This is a genomic window from Streptomyces sp. NPDC091287 (assembly GCF_044768525.1).
GTDB lineage: Bacteria > Actinomycetota > Actinomycetes > Streptomycetales > Streptomycetaceae > Streptomyces.
The window spans coordinates 43,969-59,582 of record NZ_JBIVUV010000028.1 but is presented as its reverse complement, the minus strand read 5'-3'; the positions used below and the strand labels follow the sequence as shown (position 1 = coordinate 59,582).

The window sequence follows — 15,614 nt, the reverse complement described above, 5'->3', positions numbered from 1 at the left end:
CTTACACCTTGGCCGGCGGCCGGGCCGGGTCGTCGGGCGCCGAGGCCGGGGCCGGGATGGTGGTTGCGAGGTCGGCGGCCGGGCCGCCGACGGGCGGCGGCTGGACCGCCGCCATGGCGGCGGTGACGATGCCCTGCGGCTCGCCCTCCCCGTCCGTGTCGTTGACGTTGGTGTGGTCGACCGGCTGGCGGCGCGAGGCCAGCCAGATGGCGAAGGAACCGCCCACGAGCAGGACCGCGGTGACCGTGATGCCCCAGGGACCCTGCTTGGTCAGGAACTCGGCGCCCGCACCGATCAGACCGGCCGCCGGGAGCGTCAGCCCCCAGGCGACGAACATCCGGGTGGCGGTGGACCAGCGGACCACGCCCCCCTTGCGGCCGAGGCCCGCGCCCATGACGGCACCGGAGCAGGACTGGGTGGTGGAGAGCGAGAAGCCGAGGTGCGAGGAGGCCAGGATGACCGTCGCCGCGCTGGTCTGGGCGGCGAAGCCCTGCGGCGGCTGGAGGTCGGTCAGTCCCTTGCCCATCGTGCGGATGATGCGCCAGCCACCGAGGTAGGTGCCGAGCGCGATGGCCACACCGGCGGAGACGATGACCCACAGGGGCGGGTTGGAGCCGGGGGCGAGGACGCCGCCGGTGACCAGGGCCAGCGTGATGATGCCCATCGTCTTCTGGGCGTCGTTGGTGCCGTGGGCCAGCGAGACGAGACCGGCGGAGGCGATCTGTCCGGCCCGGTAGCCCTTGGCCGTCGACTTCAGCTGACCCTCGTCGGTGACGTTCCGGTTGATCCGGTACGTCAGCCGCGTGGCCAGCATCGCGGCGAGGCCGGCGACCAGCGGGGCGGCGATCGCCGGGAGCAGCACCTTCGTGACGACGGTGCCGCCGTTGATCGAGGACCAGCCGGCCGACATGACCGCGGCGCCGATCAGACCGCCGAACAGGGCGTGGGAGGAGCTGGAGGGCAGGCCGACCAGCCAGGTCAGGAGATTCCACAGGATGGCGCCGACGAGCGCCGCGAAGATGACCTCGGTTCTGAGGCCGTCCTCGTTGACAATCCCGCCGGAGATCGTCTTGGCGACCTCCACCGACAGGAACGCGCCGATCAGGTTGAGAACGGCGGACATCGCCACCGCTGTCTTGGGTTTCAGAGCGCCGGTCGAGATGGTCGTCGCCATCGCGTTGGCAGTGTCGTGGAAACCGTTCGTGAAATCGAACACGAGAGCTGTCACGACCACAATCGCAAGCAGCAGCGTGATGTGTTCCATTTACCCAGGCAATCGTTCGACGTCAGTGGCACGTGGACCGTAGGCAACCTGGATGAACGGAAGATGAACTGGGCAGGGCGTTGCGGTGACCCCAAACGGAGTGGGTCGCCTCCGCTTGTGCGCGGGAGGGGCTGCGCGGTGCCTGTGAGGCGGGGTGTGGTCTGCCCTTTGCCTCCGTTTGGCGAACATTTTGAACGGCTGTTCGGCACTCGGAAGAGACCTCCGTCACCTCCCATGTGACGTTCCGGTTGCGCCTCTTGACCCCTACGCTCGCCCCATGAGCGAGCAGTACCCGGAATCCATCGGCAGGACCTGGCTGGACGTCGTCGCGACCGCCCGTCGCAGCGCGGCGGACGGCCTGGTCGTCGGCACCTCGGGCAATGTGTCGGCACGCGTCGGCGACCTGGTCCTGGTCACGCCCAGCGGGGTGCCCTACGACCGGCTCGGCCCCCGGGACGCGGTCGGAGTCGATCTGGAAGGCCGCCAGGTCCTCGGGGACCTCGGGCCGACCAGCGAACTCCCCCTCCACCTGGCCGTCTACCGCTCCACCGACGCCGCCGCGGTGGTCCACACCCACGCCGTGCACGCCACGGCCGTCTCCACCCTCGTCACCGAGGTGCCGCTCGTCCACTACGCCGCCGCCATCCTCGGCGGCCCCGTCCGCACCGCCGCCTACGCCCGCTACGGCACCCCGGAACTGGCCGAGGCCATGCTCGGGGCCCTGGAGGACCGCACCGGCTGTCTGCTCGCCAACCACGGCACCGTCACCTACGGCGACACGCTCGACCAGGCCTACGAGCGCACCGCCCAACTGGAGTGGCTCTGCCGCCTCTGGCTCACCGCGAGCTCCGTGCCCGGCCGCACCCCGGCCCTGCTCGACGCGGCCCAGCTGGACGAGGTGACGGAAGCGCTCAAGGGATACGGCCAGCCCGGCTGACCCGAGCGCCGCGCCCGCCCCCGGCACCCTCGCGAACCACCGGAGCCCGGGCCACAGCTCCGGCCCGGTCCCGGACGGCCCCGGCCCGCGTCCGCCCCGGTCCGGCCCCGGCCCGCGTCCGCCCCGGACGGCCCCGCCCGCTGGCAGCCCGCCTCCCGCCCCACGACACTGGAGCGGTGCGCCCGGTAACCGCGACGGCAACGGCCGTCACCACGATCCTCGGCGTCGGTGCGACAGCGGTCGCCGCCGGCCGGTACGCCAGCGGCGTCGCCCTCAAAGCGGCGCCCGGACGTCCCCTCCCCGCCGACCGCAGACTCACCGTGCACGCCACGGCGGCCGGTCAGGTCACCCTGACCCGGTCCTTCTCGGCGCTCAGGCCCGGCACCTACGGCCTGTCCGGACCCGGCGTCCACGCGGTCGTCGGGCCCGTCGTCGAAGGTGCCTCCCAGGCCGCCGACACCGTCGTCCGCAGGCTGGAGAGCGTCGGCCGGGGGCTCCTCGAACCGGGTGCGAAAGTGCGGCTCACCCCCGCGCTGTACGACGGTGACCCGAGCGTCGACCTCGGCCTGGACCACCAGGAGGTCGAGATCCCCGGCGAGCTGGGAACCCTGCCCGCCTGGTACGTCCCCGGCGCCCGCGACACCTGGGTCATCACCGTCCACGGCCTCGGCACCACCCGGGCCCACCCCATGAACCTGATGGGCTTCCTGCACGAACAGAGCTTCCCCGTGCTCGACCTCGCCCACCGGGGCGACCCCGGAGCCCCCCGCCCCGCGGACGGCCTCGGCCACTTCGGCGCCTCCGAGTGGCGCGACCTCGACGCCGCCCTCCGCTGGGCCCTGCGCCACGGGGCCCGCAACGTGATCGTCCACGGCTGGTCCACCGGCGCCACCATGGCCCTGTACGCCGCGGTCGAGTCCCCGCTCCGCGACCGGATCAGCGGCCTCGTCCTCGACTCCCCGGTGCTGGACTGGGCGGTCACCCTGCGCGCCCTGGCCGCGGCCCGCGGCGTCCCGGCCGCCCTGCTGCCGCTCGCCGTCCGCGCCGCCCAGGGCAGGACCGGGATGAACGCCGCCCCGCTGCTGGAGACCTCGGCGCCCGCCTCCCTGCGCACCCCGACCCTGATCCTGCACGGCCCGGACGACACCATCGCCCCCTGGGGCGCCTCCCGCGAGCTCGCCGCCCGCCGCCCGGACGTGGTCAGCCTCCACGCCGTACCGCAGGCTCCGCATGCGTCGATGTGGAACGCCGGCCCGGCCCGCTACGAAGAGACCCTGCGACGCTTCCTCACGCCCCTGATGTGAGCCGATGGGGTGAACTCTCCCGCTTGCCGCCGCACCGGGGGAACCTTTCCCGTACCGGTGAAACGCCTTCCGTTTGGGCTTTCGGGCCGTCAGGGGCAAGACTGCTCCCGTGACGTCCCGTACTCCGCGCGACTCCAGGCTGCGACTTGTCCGCCCGCGACCCCTCGCCACCGCCCGCAAGGCCGTGACGACCCGGCGTACCAGGCCGGCTCCCCGGCCCCCCGAGGGCACCCCGCCCCGGACGGAACTGGCACGCCAGGCCAGGGCGGTACTCGCCGACGCCGTACGCATCGCCCACTGGGCGGCGGGCACGCCGGGGCCGGGCACCGCCGCCCCGCTCGCGGCCCACGCCCTCGAACGGGCGGCCACCGCCCTGGAGCTCTCCCCGGCGCAGGTCCGCGCCGGCTGGGACCGGGCCCGGCTGGCCGGACTGATCGAGCTGCACGGCGACACCGCCCGCCCCGGCTGGCGGCTGCGCGCCTGGGACCGGGACGACTCCGCCGTCCTGCGCGGCTGGGTGGCGCTCTTCGACGCCTGGTCGCTCGTCCACGCCGCACCCGCGGACATCGAGGCGGGGGCGGTCGCCGAAGCCGTCGAGGCCGTGCCCCAGGTGCTCTCCCTCCTCCAGCTCTCCGCGGGTCCCGTCACCGTCCCCGCCCTGCTGGACCTCCTCGGCCAGCGCGTCGCCGAACTCCAGGAGGAGCGCTGCGAAGTGCCCCTGGGACCCGGCAGAACCGCGCCCGCCGCCCCGGCGGAGACCCCCGCCCGGGCAGCGGCGGCCGAGAACGGCGCCGGACCCGCCCGGAGCGCCGACCTCAACGCCCTGCTGCTCGACTGGGCCCTGGAGGGCCTCGCCGCCGTCGGGGCGCTGACGCTCGGCAAAGGGCACGCCACCCTCACCCCGCTCGGCAACTGGGCGGTCTGGGTCAAGCTGGAACAGATCTGCGTCGCCGCCCAGAGCCCGGCCGGGAACATCGAGCAGTCCGCCGCCGACATGCTCCTCGGCTGCGCCCGGCTCACCCCGGGCCCGGCCCGCGCCGAATACCGCGCCTGGCTCGCCGCCCGCACCGTCGGCAGCGCCGTCGCCGAACTGCTGGCCGTCGCCCGGGGCGAGGACGCGCTGCTGCGCGGACTGGCCTTCGAGGCGCTGAGAGTCGTCGGCGCCCCCGCCGAACCCGAGGTCCGCGCCGTGCTCGCCGAACCGTCGCTGCGGCCCTACGCGCTGCTCTGGCTCGCCGAGTACGAGGGCAACGACCCGGACGACGCCCAGGACGTCCTCAGCCGCGAGGAGGCCACCTGGCTCTGGGTCGACACCGCGGCAGCCGTCGCCGACCACGGCGAGACCGGGCTGCTGGTGCGCCACCTCGACTCCGCCGTCCAGGGCACCGTCCCGGCCCTGCTCGACGAGGTCAGGGCCGTCGGCCATCCGCGCACCGTCCAGGTCCTGGTCGCCCTGGCCGCGGCCCACCCGGACCCGGCCCTGGCCAAGGCGGTCCGCCGGGCCGCCTTCCAGGTGCACACCGGAGGAGCCTGACCCGGGGCCCCGGGCGACCCCGGGGCGCCGCGCGCAAGCCCGACCGCCGCCGCCGGGGTCCGCTCAGCCCGCTCAGCCGGACCCCGGGGCGTACGTCCCGAAGCTCCACACGTTGCCCTCGGCGTCCCGCGCCATGTAGTCCCGGGAGCCGTAGTCCTGGTCGGTCGGCTCCATGAGGATCTCCACGCCGAACTCCTTGGCGCGGGCGTAGTGCTCGTCCACCTCGTCCACCACCACGTACACCCCCGCCGGGCCCGCACCCGTCATCGCCTGCGCGAACAGTCCCTCGCGCCCCTTGGAGCCGAGCATCACCCTGCCGTTGCCGCAGGACAGCTCGGCGTGCAGCACACTGCCGTTCTCCCCTTCGTAGACCGCCTCCTCGGTGAAGCCGAGGCCCTGCGTCAGCGTCCTGATCGCGGCCTTCGCGTCGTCGTACAGGATCGTCGGGTAGATCGTGGGAACGCCGCTCGCCCCGCCTGTCATCGCACTCACCTCTCCCGGTGTCGCGTCTGCCGTCCGGACCACCCTGATGTGATCTGTGTCTCAGTCTTCCACCGGGCACTGACAATGCCCTCCCGGGAAGCGTTCCCGCAGCTCGGGCGGGTCCGGCTCAGGAGAAGGTGTCGCACCGCGCCATGTCGCCCGTGCGGAACCCGGTGGAGAACCACTGCTGCCGCTGCGCGGCCGAACCGTGCGTCCACGACTCCGGGGTGACCCGGCCCTGGTACCTCTCCTGGATCCGGTCGTCGCCGACCGCCGCCGCCGCGTCCAGCCCGTCCCGGACGTCCGCCCGGGTCAGCTCCGTGATCAGCGGCCGGCCCGTCGACTCGTCCGGCGTCGTCGTGGCGTGGTGCGCCCAGACCCCGGCGTAGCAGTCGGCCTGCAACTCCACCTTCACCGCGTTGCTGTTCTCGCCCTGCCGCCCGTCCTGCGACCGGGCCAGCGTGCCCAGCTGGTTCTGCACGTGGTGGCCGTACTCGTGCGCCACGACGTACGCCTGGGCGAACGGCCCGCCGCTGGAGCCGAACTTCGTCCGCAGGTCGTCGAAGAACCCCAGGTCCAGATAGACCTTCCGGTCGCCGGGGCAGTAGAACGGCCCGACCGCCGAGGTGGCGACCCCGCACGCGGTGCCGACCCGCTGGCTGAACAGGACCGTCGGGGCGGCCGAGTAGTCCGCGTCGCGCCGTTCGAACTCCTGACGCCAGAAGTCCTGCACGCTGTTGACCACCGCCACCGTCCGGCAGTCCTCCCGGCTGTTCGCGTCCTGCCCCTTCAGGCAGCTCTCCTGCACCTGCCCGGCCGACGACGAGGTCGCCGCGGGGTCCGCACCGTCCGAGGTGAGCCCGAGCTGATCGGGCCCGACGCCGAAGAGCAGGCCCAGGATCAGGGCGATCACCCCGGCGATGCCGCCGCCCACGGTGGCCTTCCCGCCCGGGACCCGGCTGCCGCGGACATCCTGGACCTCGGAGGTGTCCAGATCGGCGTCGTCGTCGAACTGCACGGTCGCACCACCCTCGGGCTCGGGTGGGCGACGAGGTGCCGCCCTGCGCCGAGTATCGGCCGGTTCGTCCCGACGGGCACGCGGAAAAGAAGTTGCGTACCGCCAGTAGAATGGGCCGTATGGCCTTCCTCCTTGTGCATTAGCGGCGTCGAGAGACCTCCGCCCTCGTCCCTCCGCCGTCCATACTGCCCTGGAGTTTTTCCGTGATCACCGCTTCCGGCATCGAGCTGCGCGCCGGCGCCCGCATCCTCATCGAATCCGCTTCCTTCCGTATCGCCAAGGGCGACCGCATCGGCCTCGTCGGCCGCAACGGAGCGGGCAAGACCACCCTCACCAAGTGCCTCGCGGGCGAGGGCACCCCCGCCGGGGGCACCATCACCAAGTCCGGCGAGGTGGGCTACCTCCCGCAGGACCCGCGCACCGGCGACCTCGACATCCTCGCCCGGGACCGCATCCTCTCCGCCCGCGGTCTCGACACGATCCTGCGCAAGATGCGCGAGAACGAGGACCGGATGGCAAACGGGCAGGGCGCCACCCGCGAGAAGGCGATGAAGAAGTACGAGCGTCTGGAGACGGAGTTCCTCACCAAGGGCGGGTACGCCGCCGAGGCCGAGGCCGCCACCATCGCCGCCGCGCTCAGCCTGCCCGACCGGGTCCTCGGCCAGCCGCTGCACACGCTCTCCGGTGGTCAGCGCCGCCGCGTCGAGCTGGCCCGGATCCTCTTCTCGGACGCCGACACCCTGCTCCTGGACGAGCCGACCAACCACCTCGACGCCGACTCCATCGTCTGGCTGCGTGACTACCTCAAGTCCTACCGCGGCGGCTTCATCGTGATCTCCCACGATGTCGACCTGGTCGAGACGGTCGTCAACAAGGTGTTCTACCTCGACGCCAACCGCGCCCAGATCGACGTCTACAACATGGGCTGGAAGCTCTACCAGCAGCAGCGCGAGGCCGACGAGAAGCGCCGCAAGCGCGAGCGCCAGAACGCCGAGAAGAAGGCCGCGACCCTCAACGCGCAGGCCGACAAGATGCGCGCCAAGGCCACCAAGACGGTCGCCGCCCAGAACATGGCCAAGCGCGCCGACCGGCTGCTATCGGGCCTGGAGGCCGTCCGAGTCTCGGACAAGGTCGCCAAGCTGCGCTTCCCCGACCCCTCGCCCTGCGGCAAGACCCCGCTGATGGCGGAGGGCCTCTCCAAGTCGTACGGCTCGCTGGAGATCTTCACCGACGTCGACCTCGCCATCGACAAGGGCTCCCGCGTCGTCATCCTCGGCCTCAACGGCGCCGGCAAGACCACGCTGCTCCGCCTGCTCGGCGGTGCCGAGAAGCCCGACACCGGCGAGATCATCGAGGGACACGGACTCAAGCTCGGGTACTACGCCCAGGAGCACGAGACCCTCGACCCGGAGCGCACGGTCCTGGAGAACATGCGCTCCGCCGCACCCGACCTCGACCTCGTGGCCGTCCGCAAGACGCTCGGCTCCTTCCTCTTCTCCGGCGACGACGTCGACAAGCCCGCGGGCGTGCTCTCCGGTGGCGAGAAGACCCGGCTCGCCCTCGCGACCCTGGTCGTCTCCTCCGCCAATGTGCTCCTGCTCGACGAGCCGACGAACAACCTCGACCCCGCCAGCCGCGAGGAGATCCTCGGCGCGCTGCGCACCTACAAGGGCGCGGTCGTCCTCGTCACCCACGACGAGGGCGCCGTCGAGGCGCTCCAGCCGGAGCGGATCATCCTGCTCCCGGACGGCGTCGAGGACCTCTGGGGAGCGGACTACCGCGACCTCGTCGCCCTCGCCTGATCCACCGGGGATAGATCATTCGGCCTACGCGTGATCCATCATCTGCGTGAGGACGTCTCGTACTCCGGTGGTGCGCCCGGCGCTCACCCGTCGCGCGCCCCATTTCCGGCCACTCTTCCCCGTACGGCCCTGACCTGGCTGTTCTCTTGCCGGTCCGGGCCGTACGCCCTCGCGCGCCTTGGGGAATCGGGGATTCCGCTCGTGCCGATGCGCTTCGCGCCCGGGAAACCGCTCGCACCGACCTTGCCGAATGGGTGGCCAGGAGGCGCGGGAGGGGTGATCATGAGAGTCCAGAGCGCACTTCCCATGAGGAGGCACGGGTGGCCGAGACTCTGAAGAAGGGCAGCCGGGTAACCGGCGCCGCGCGTGACAAGCTCGCGGCAGACCTGAAGAAGAAGTACGACTCCGGTGCGAGCATCCGGGCGCTGGCCGAGGAAACCGGCCGCTCCTACGGGTTCGTCCACCGGATGCTCAGTGAATCCGGAGTGACGCTGCGAGGACGCGGCGGCGCGACACGGGGCAAGAAGGCCGCTTCGGCCTGAGGCCTCTGCGTTTTCGGTGTCTTCGGCGTCCTTCGGTCCCAACGGAATTCGGGGTGACCACCCGGCTGACCGCAAGGTCGTCCGGGTGGTTACTGTTCAGTCACTTCATACCGAGTGCTGACTGCACCCCATCCGGAGGCGCCCCATGACCTCGCTCGACACTGTGCTCGACAAGGACGGCGTACGGCTCACCGTCGACGACGCCGTTGCCACGGTGACGCTCACCAACCCGGCCAAGCGCAACGCTCAGTCTCCCGCTCTGTGGCGGGCGTTGACCGAGGCCGGAAGGGCGCTGCCCGGCACGGTGCGGGTCGTGGTGCTCCGCGGCGAGGGCATGTCCTTCTCCGCGGGCCTCGACCGGCAGGCCTTCACTCCCGAGGGCTTCGACGGCGAGCCGTCGTTCCTCGACATGGCGCGCGGCCCGGAGGCCGAGCTCGACGCGATCATCGCCGAGTACCAGGAGGCGTTCACCTGGTGGCGCCGCAACGACCTGGTGTCGATCGCGGCGGTCCAGGGCCACGCCATCGGCGCCGGCTTCCAGCTCGCCCTCGCGTGCGATCTGCGGATCGTCGCCGAGGACGTGCAGTTCGCCATGCGCGAGACCAGCCTCGGCCTCGTTCCCGACCTCACGGGCACCCACCCCCTGGTGCACCTCGTGGGGTATGCCCGCGCGCTCGAAATCTGCGCCACCGGCCGCTTCGTGCACGCCGAGGAGGCCGAGCGCACCGGCCTCGCCAACCTCGTGGTCCCCGCCGACCAGCTCGACGCGGCCGCCCGCGACCTGGCCGGGGCCCTGGTCGCGGCGCCGCGTGACGCCGTCGTCGAGACCAAGGCCCTCCTCGTCGGCGCGCTCTCGCGCGACTACCAGGAGCAGCGCGTCGCCGAGCGGGCCGCCCAGGGCCGCCGGCTCCGCGACCTGGCGGGCATCACCGACTGACCACGTCCGTGACCAGCACCGACACCGGCAGCCGCTCCTCTGCGGCCGCCGCCACCGCCGTGCGCACGGACCGGGCGACATCCAGCGCCCGGTGGTCCCCGGCCGTCGCCACCTCGACCCGCACATGGTCGTGGGCGGTGTGCACCGGCCCGCCCAGGACCCGGGTCAGCGACACGACCCCCGGCACCCCGGCGGCAGCCGTCGCCACCGGTCCCTCGGGCTTCGCGCCCGGGGCCGGCGGCACCGTCTGCGCGGCCGTCACCTGATCGGTCGCACCGCCCTCCAGCAATGCCGTGACCGTCAGGTCCACCTCGGCGATCTCCAGACCCAGCCGGGCGGCGGCGGCCGTGAGCAGCGCCGCGCGCAGGGCCGCCGCGGTGTCGGGCAGCGGCCGGTCGGGGGTGGTGGAGAACTCCGCCTCCATCCGCAGCGGTCCCGGCGGCAATGCGCTCGGCGGAGCCGGGGGCGGTGCCGGGTCCGCCGGGTCCCGTGACGCGTCGGGGCCGCCCCCGGCCACAGCCGCCTCCAGGGCCTCCTCCGTCGGACCGATCCGCAACTTTCCCACCACCGTCCCGGGGAGGGCGGCCGCCTCGCGCAGCACCGACGCGGCGGCCGTCTCCGCGATCCACGCGCCGTCCGCGGGACCGCCCAGCGGCAGCAGCCTGCCCAGCCCCAGCCGTTGCCGTACCGAAGCGGTCCATCCGTCGACCCTCTGCGGGCCCCGTGCCGTCGTCATCACCCCAGACTGCCGTATCCACGACGCGGGATGGGGAAAGCGCACTTAACGTGGGCAAGGAAGTCCAAACCAGTCCCGAAGGGAAGACCGGCGATGACTGAGAGCTCCCAGCGCAACAACCCCGACAGCGGCTCGGGCGGCAAGAACCTCGGCAGGCGCGGCGGCGGCGACCCGGGCACCCGGGGCCGTACCACCATCGCCGACGGCGTCGTCGAGAAGATCGCCGGGATGGCGGCACGCGACGTGGCCGGCGTCCACGCGATGGGCAGCGGCCTGTCGAGGACGTTCGGCGCTGTCCGCGACCGGGTCCCCGGCGGCGGCAAGTCCGTCACCCGCGGTGTGAAGGCGGAGGTCGGCGAGTCCCAGGCGGCCCTCGACCTGGAGATCGTCGTCGAATACGGCGTGTCCATCTCCGACGTGGCCCGCGACGTGCGTGAGAACGTCGTCGCCGCCGTGGAGCGCATGACCGGACTCGAAGTCGTCGAGGTCAACATCGCGGTCAGCGACGTCAAGCTGCCCGACGAGGAGGACGACGAGGACGAGTCCGAACAGCGGGTCCAGTAGCCCTTCCGCATCTCCGTCGCACGCCAGTTGAGGAGAGAAACACGATGAGCATGGCTGTCGCCGGTCTGTTGGCCGGCATGGCGCTCGGGTTCGCCGGGTATTTCGGCGGGTTCGGAGCCTTCGTACTGGTGGCCGCGCTGGGCGCGGTCGGCTTCATCGCCGGCCGCTTCCTGGACGGCGACCTGGAACCCGGCGACTTCTTCCGGAGTCGCGAGCGCGGCGACCGGCGACGGTGACGGCGGTGACCGGCCGGGTCGCCGCCGCCGAACGGGGCGAGACCCGGATCGCCGACCGCGTCGTCGCCAAGATCGCCGCCCAGGCGGCGAAGGAGGCGATCGGCGAACCGCCCGCTGACGGGGCGTCGCCGCGTGCCACGGTCACCGTGCACCGCGACGCCGCCCGGGTCCGCGTCAGCCTGGAGCTCGGCTACCCCAGCGACATCGGCCGCCAGTGCGGCGCCGTACGCCGCCGGGTCGCCCAGCGGGTCAAGGCACTGGCAGGCATGGAGGTGCCCGAGGTGGCCGTGCAGGTCGAACGGCTGCACCCCGCCGGAGCGAGCGCCGCCGCACAGGGGAGGATCCGATGACCGAACCCGGTGAACCGACCGGCTCCACCCGGCGGATGCCCACCGTGGGACAGGGCGACGGCGACACGATCCGGCAGGCCCCGGACACGACGGCCGACGCCCGCGAACCGGTCCCCACCCTGGAACAGGGCGACGGCACCGCCGGCCGCTTCTGGTCCGCCCGCCGTGTCCCGGCCGCCCTGCTGGCCCTCGTACTCCTGGGCGGGGCCGGGCTGCTGCTCTACGACATCGCCGCCGTACGGGCCGACCACCCGGCCATGCGGTGGCGTCGCTCCCTCGCCGACGGACTGGCCGAACAGCGGCTGGACGACGTCGCGGTGCTCATCGGCGCCGGGGTGGCGGCGTTGATCGGCCTCTGGCTGATCCTCCTCGCCCTCACCCCCGGACTGCGCGACCTGCTGCCGATGCGTCGCGACCGCGCCGACGTCCGGGCCGGACTCGACCGCACCGCTGCCGCACTGGTCCTGCGGGACCGGTCCGTGGAGGTGTCCGGCGTGCAGTCCGTGCGGGTCAGGATGGGACGGCGGAAGGCGAAGGTGCGCGCGCTCTCCCACTTCCGGGACCTCGACGACGTGCGGACCGACCTGGACGCCGTGCTGGAGAAGGCCGTCCGGGAACTGGGCCTGGCACGTCCGCCGGCCCTCTCCGTCCAGGTGCACCGACCGGCGAAGAAAGGATGAGCCGCATGCGCTCCACCGTGAACCGGGTCCTGCTGGCCCTGGCCGGGCTGGTGCTGGTCGTCGTCGGCGGAGCGGTGCTCGCCGCCGGCCTCGGCGCCTCCGTGCCGTCCTGGTGGCCCTGGGACGGCAAGACCGACGTGCTGCTGAGCACGGCCGACCGGCAGCGCTGGCGCGACGACGGCTGGTGGTGGCCGACGGTGATCGCCGTCCTCGCCGTCCTCGTGATCCTCGCCCTGTGGTGGTTCCTCGCCCAGCTCCGCCGCGGCCGGCTCGCCGACGTACTGGTGGACAGTGGCGACGGCGAAGGGGCACAGCTGCGGGGCCGCGCCTTGGAGGGCGTCCTCGCCGGGGAGGCGGAAGCACTGGACGGAGTGGCCCGCGCCCAGGCGATGCTGACCGGCCGCCGCACCGCGCCCCGGGCCCGGGTCCGCCTGCTGATGGAACCGCACGCCGCGCCCCTGGGGACGCTGAACGCGGTCGCCGACGGGGCGCTGACGCACGCACGCGACTCGGCCGGTCTGGACGGACTTCCCGCCGAGGTGCGCCTCAGGGCCGTCAAGCACCGCGCGGAGCGGGTGTCCTGACGGCCCTGAGGGCACCTGGGGAGCGGTGGGGCGGGTCAGAAGCCGTGCCGTGCTCCGCCGTCGACCGGGACCATGATTCCCGTCAGGTACGAGGCGGCGGGGGAGAGCAGGAAGGCCGCGGTCTTCCCGAACTCCTCGGGCGTCCCGTAGCGCCGCAGCGGAATCCGCGCCTCGTTCGCGGTGCGGGCGGCCTCCGCGTCGCCGGACAGGGCGTCCAGTTCGCGGACCCGGTCGGTGTCGATCCGGGACGGCAGCACGCCCACCACCCGGACGCCGCGCGGGCCCAGCTCGTCGGCAAGCGACTTGGCGAAACCGGCGAGACCGGGGCGCAGCCCGTTGGAGATGGTCAGCCCGGCGATCGGCTCATGGACCGATCCGGAGAGCACGAAGCCGATCACGCCGCCCTCGCCGAGCGCGGCCGCGGCCGTCCGGGCGAGACGTACCGCTCCCAGGAACACCGTCTCGAACGCCGTCTGCCACTGGTCGTCCGTGTTGTCCGCGAGGAAGCCGGGGGCGGGTCCGCCGACGCTGATGAGGATGCCGTCGAGCCGTCCGAAGCGTTCCCGCGCCGTGTCCACCAGGCGCTGAGCGGCGCTCGGGTCGGCGTTGTCGGCGGCGAGCCCGACCGCGTCCGGGCCCAGCTCGGCGGCGGCCTCCGCGACGGACTTCTCGTCCCGGCCGGTGATGATCAGTTTCGCGCCGTCGGCGGCCAAGGAGCGGGCCGTGGCGTTGCCGAGGCCCCGGGTCGCTCCGGTGACGATGTAGACGCGGTCCTTCAGTCCAAGATCCATGGCCCTATCCTGCCGGGTCCTCCCCGGCCAGGTCGACAGCGGAGTTCACCAGTCCGATATGGCTGAAGGCCTGCGGGAAGTTGCCCAGCTGCCGCCCCGCCGCCACGCCGTACTCCTCGGCCAGCAGGCCCACGTCGTTGCGCAGCTCCAGCAGATGCTCGAACAGCTCCCGCGCCTCGTCCGGCCTGCCGATCCGCTGCAACGCGTCCACCAGCCAGAACGAGCAGGCGAGGAAGGCTCCCTCGTCGCCCGGCAGTCCGTCCACGGAGGCGCCCTGGGTGCTGTAGCGACGGACCAGCCCGTCGCTGCCCAGCTCGGCGCGGACCGCGTCCACCGTGCCGATCACCCGCGGGTCGTCCGGCGGCAGGAACCCGGTCCGCACGATGAGCAGCGTCGAGGCGTCCAGCTCCCGTGACCCGTAGGACTGGGTGAAGGTGTTCCGCTCGGGGTCGTACCCCTTCTCGCAGACCTCGGCGTGCACGGCGTCCCGCATCGCCCGCCAGCGGTCGGCGTCGCCGGGCAGTTCGGGATTCTCCTCCAGCGAGCGCACCGCCCGGTCGGCGGCGACCCAGGCCATCACCTTGGAGTGCACGAAGTGCCGCCGGGGGCCGCGGATCTCCCACAGCCCCTCGTCCGGCTCGCGCCAGGTCGACTCCAGGAAGCCGAGCAGGCTGAGCTGGAGGTTCCAGGCGTGCGGCTTGTCGCCGAGACCGGCGACGCGGGCGAGCCGGAGCGCGTCGATGACCTCGCCGTACACATCGAGCTGACGCTGACGGACCGCCGCGTTGCCGGTGCGCACCGGCCGGGAGTGCTCGTACCCGGCGAGCCAGGGCAGCTCCGTCTCGGGCAGCCGCCGCTCGCCCGCCAGCCCGTACATGATCTGGAGGTCGGCCGGGTCCCCGGCGACGGCCCGCAGCAGCCAGTCGCGCCATGCCTCCGCCTCCTCCAGATAACCGGCCGAGACCATCGCCCCGAGCGTCAGCGTGGCGTCCCGCAGCCAGCAGTAGCGGTAGTCCCAGTTCCGTACGCCGCCGATCTCCTCCGGCAGGGAGGTGGTCGGGGCCGCCACGATGCCGCCCGTCGGGCCGTACGTCAGCGCCTTCAGGGTGATCAGGGAGCGCAGCACGGCATCGCGGTAGGGGCCTTCGTAGGTGCAGCGGTCGGTCCACTTCGCCCAGTCGTGGAGGGCGTGCTTCAGCGCCTTGCGCGGGTCGATCAGCTTCGGTCGCGGCGAGTGCGAGGGGTGCCAGGTCAGCACGAACGCCACGCTCTCGCCCTCGGCGACGGTGAACGAGGAGCAGGTGCTGAACTGCTGGCCCCACGTCTTGACCGGCGGTTCGCTGCGCAGCCATACGGAGTCGGGGCCGGCGACCGCCACCCGGTGGCCGTGCGAACGCCGCACCCAGGGCACCACCGAACCGAAGTCGAAGCGCAGCCGCAGCACCGAACTCATGTCGACGGTGCCGCTGACGCCCTCGACGATCCGCATCAGGTCCGGCGACTTGTCGCGCTGCGGCATGAAGTCGATGACCTTCACCGTGCCGCTCCGCGTCTCCCAGTACGTCTCCAGGACCAGGGAGTCACCCGCGTACCCGCGCCGGGTGCAGGTGTCCGAGGTGTTGGCCCCCTTGGGCGCGATGCGCCAGTGGCCGTTCTCCTCGGTGCCGAGCAGGGCGGCGAAGCAGGCGCCGGAGTCGAAGCGGGGCAGGCAGAGCCAGTCGACGGAACCGTTCCTGCCGACGAGTGCGGCGGTCTGGAGATCGCCGATCAGGGCGTAGTCCTCGATGCGTGGGGTCACGCCAGGCGTTTTCCCGAACCGGGCCCTTGTCAACCAGCCATCAGGCCCGAGGGT

At 72.8% G+C, this 15,614-nt stretch carries 17 protein-coding genes; 11 read left to right on the top strand and 6 right to left on the bottom strand.

Annotation, left to right across the window (positions count from 1 at the left end):
* Position 1: 1 nt before the first annotated feature.
* The gene (locus ACIQRW_RS35390; protein WP_403768660.1) at positions 2 to 1,264 is read right to left on the bottom strand and encodes an anion permease; all 1,263 of its coding nucleotides are present in this window, start codon (positions 1,262 to 1,264) and stop codon (positions 2 to 4) included.
* Between the two features lie 277 nt (positions 1,265 to 1,541).
* On the opposite strand from ACIQRW_RS35390, the gene ACIQRW_RS35385 reads away from it, so the two are divergent.
* The 3 genes from ACIQRW_RS35385 to ACIQRW_RS35375 all read left to right on the top strand — a co-directional run bounded on the left by ACIQRW_RS35385 (position 1,542) and on the right by ACIQRW_RS35375 (position 5,039).
* Positions 1,542 to 2,201, top strand: a complete 660-nt coding sequence (locus tag ACIQRW_RS35385) for a class II aldolase/adducin family protein (RefSeq protein WP_403768657.1) — start codon at positions 1,542 to 1,544, stop codon at positions 2,199 to 2,201.
* 176 nt (positions 2,202 to 2,377) lie between these two features.
* On the top strand, positions 2,378 to 3,505 hold the full coding sequence (locus ACIQRW_RS35380; protein WP_403768654.1) for an alpha/beta hydrolase: 1,128 nt from the start codon (positions 2,378 to 2,380) through the stop codon (positions 3,503 to 3,505).
* A 184-nt stretch (positions 3,506 to 3,689) separates the two neighbouring features.
* On the top strand, positions 3,690 to 5,039 hold the full coding sequence (locus ACIQRW_RS35375) for a hypothetical protein (protein ID WP_403768721.1): 1,350 nt from the start codon (positions 3,690 to 3,692) through the stop codon (positions 5,037 to 5,039).
* 72 nt (positions 5,040 to 5,111) lie between these two features.
* Here ACIQRW_RS35375 and ACIQRW_RS35370 read toward each other — a convergent pair whose 3' ends face one another.
* Together ACIQRW_RS35370 and ACIQRW_RS35365 are read right to left on the bottom strand one after the other, a co-directional pair.
* A complete protein-coding gene (locus tag ACIQRW_RS35370; RefSeq protein ID WP_403768651.1) occupies positions 5,112 to 5,522 on the bottom strand; it encodes a VOC family protein in 411 nt (136 codons plus the stop codon).
* Positions 5,523 to 5,649: 127 nt separating this feature from the next.
* Positions 5,650 to 6,540, bottom strand: a complete 891-nt coding sequence (locus ACIQRW_RS35365) for a neutral zinc metallopeptidase (protein WP_403768648.1) — start codon at positions 6,538 to 6,540, stop codon at positions 5,650 to 5,652.
* 203 nt (positions 6,541 to 6,743) lie between these two features.
* Between ACIQRW_RS35365 and ACIQRW_RS35360 the strand changes: the two genes are divergently transcribed.
* From ACIQRW_RS35360 to ACIQRW_RS35350, 3 genes are all read left to right on the top strand, one after another.
* Positions 6,744 to 8,342 (top strand): ABC-F family ATP-binding cassette domain-containing protein, encoded by a 1,599-nt coding sequence (locus tag ACIQRW_RS35360; RefSeq protein ID WP_228926714.1) that lies wholly within the window; start codon positions 6,744 to 6,746, stop codon positions 8,340 to 8,342.
* 320 nt (positions 8,343 to 8,662) lie between these two features.
* Positions 8,663 to 8,884, top strand: a complete 222-nt coding sequence (locus ACIQRW_RS35355) for a helix-turn-helix domain-containing protein (protein ID WP_006123601.1) — start codon at positions 8,663 to 8,665, stop codon at positions 8,882 to 8,884.
* 145 nt (positions 8,885 to 9,029) lie between these two features.
* On the top strand, positions 9,030 to 9,821 hold the full coding sequence (locus ACIQRW_RS35350) for an enoyl-CoA hydratase/isomerase family protein (protein ID WP_403768645.1): 792 nt from the start codon (positions 9,030 to 9,032) through the stop codon (positions 9,819 to 9,821).
* On the opposite strand, the gene ACIQRW_RS35345 is transcribed toward ACIQRW_RS35350, so the two are convergent.
* Entirely contained in the window at positions 9,811 to 10,557 is a 747-nt protein-coding gene (locus tag ACIQRW_RS35345) for a hypothetical protein (protein WP_403768642.1), read from the bottom strand. The genes ACIQRW_RS35350 and ACIQRW_RS35345 overlap by 11 nt on opposite strands.
* A 93-nt stretch (positions 10,558 to 10,650) precedes the next feature.
* On the opposite strand from ACIQRW_RS35345, the gene ACIQRW_RS35340 reads away from it, so the two are divergent.
* Genes ACIQRW_RS35340 through amaP form a run of 5 tightly spaced genes read left to right on the top strand, consistent with a single transcriptional unit; the run spans position 10,651 to position 12,971 of the window.
* Complete coding sequence (locus ACIQRW_RS35340; RefSeq protein WP_403768639.1) at positions 10,651 to 11,121, top strand: Asp23/Gls24 family envelope stress response protein; 471 nt, start codon at positions 10,651 to 10,653, stop codon at positions 11,119 to 11,121.
* A 44-nt stretch (positions 11,122 to 11,165) separates the two neighbouring features.
* The gene (locus tag ACIQRW_RS35335) at positions 11,166 to 11,357 is read left to right on the top strand and encodes a hypothetical protein (protein WP_012381448.1); all 192 of its coding nucleotides are present in this window, start codon (positions 11,166 to 11,168) and stop codon (positions 11,355 to 11,357) included.
* The gene (locus tag ACIQRW_RS35330; RefSeq protein ID WP_403768636.1) at positions 11,354 to 11,707 is read left to right on the top strand and encodes an Asp23/Gls24 family envelope stress response protein; all 354 of its coding nucleotides are present in this window, start codon (positions 11,354 to 11,356) and stop codon (positions 11,705 to 11,707) included. Before ACIQRW_RS35335 ends, ACIQRW_RS35330 begins: the two co-directional genes overlap by 4 nt.
* Entirely contained in the window at positions 11,704 to 12,387 is a 684-nt protein-coding gene (locus ACIQRW_RS35325; RefSeq protein WP_403768633.1) for a DUF6286 domain-containing protein, read from the top strand. The genes ACIQRW_RS35330 and ACIQRW_RS35325 overlap by 4 nt, the downstream gene beginning before the upstream one ends.
* 5 nt (positions 12,388 to 12,392) lie before the next feature.
* A complete protein-coding gene (gene amaP / locus ACIQRW_RS35320; protein ID WP_403768631.1) occupies positions 12,393 to 12,971 on the top strand; it encodes an alkaline shock response membrane anchor protein AmaP in 579 nt (192 codons plus the stop codon).
* 35 nt (positions 12,972 to 13,006) lie between these two features.
* On the opposite strand, the gene ACIQRW_RS35315 is transcribed toward amaP, so the two are convergent.
* The gene (locus tag ACIQRW_RS35315; RefSeq protein ID WP_403768628.1) at positions 13,007 to 13,762 is read right to left on the bottom strand and encodes an SDR family oxidoreductase; all 756 of its coding nucleotides are present in this window, start codon (positions 13,760 to 13,762) and stop codon (positions 13,007 to 13,009) included.
* A gap of 4 nt (positions 13,763 to 13,766) precedes the next feature.
* Complete coding sequence (locus ACIQRW_RS35310) at positions 13,767 to 15,560, bottom strand: glycoside hydrolase family 15 protein (protein ID WP_403768625.1); 1,794 nt, start codon at positions 15,558 to 15,560, stop codon at positions 13,767 to 13,769.
* Positions 15,561 to 15,614 lie beyond the last annotated feature (54 nt).

Coding starts and splice junctions, on each gene's coding strand:
- ACIQRW_RS35335 (WP_012381448.1), top strand. CDS start 11,166: ATGAGCATGGCTGTCGCCGGTCTGTTGGCCGGCATGGCGCTCGGGTTC.
- ACIQRW_RS35370 (WP_403768651.1), bottom strand. CDS start 5,522: ATGACAGGCGGGGCGAGCGGCGTTCCCACGATCTACCCGACGATCCTG.
- amaP (WP_403768631.1), top strand. CDS start 12,393: ATGCGCTCCACCGTGAACCGGGTCCTGCTGGCCCTGGCCGGGCTGGTG.
- ACIQRW_RS35340 (WP_403768639.1), top strand. CDS start 10,651: ATGACTGAGAGCTCCCAGCGCAACAACCCCGACAGCGGCTCGGGCGGC.
- ACIQRW_RS35350 (WP_403768645.1), top strand. CDS start 9,030: ATGACCTCGCTCGACACTGTGCTCGACAAGGACGGCGTACGGCTCACC.
- ACIQRW_RS35325 (WP_403768633.1), top strand. CDS start 11,704: ATGACCGAACCCGGTGAACCGACCGGCTCCACCCGGCGGATGCCCACC.
- ACIQRW_RS35385 (WP_403768657.1), top strand. CDS start 1,542: ATGAGCGAGCAGTACCCGGAATCCATCGGCAGGACCTGGCTGGACGTC.
- ACIQRW_RS35345 (WP_403768642.1), bottom strand. CDS start 10,557: ATGACGACGGCACGGGGCCCGCAGAGGGTCGACGGATGGACCGCTTCG.
- ACIQRW_RS35390 (WP_403768660.1), bottom strand. CDS start 1,264: ATGGAACACATCACGCTGCTGCTTGCGATTGTGGTCGTGACAGCTCTC.
- ACIQRW_RS35315 (WP_403768628.1), bottom strand. CDS start 13,762: ATGGATCTTGGACTGAAGGACCGCGTCTACATCGTCACCGGAGCGACC.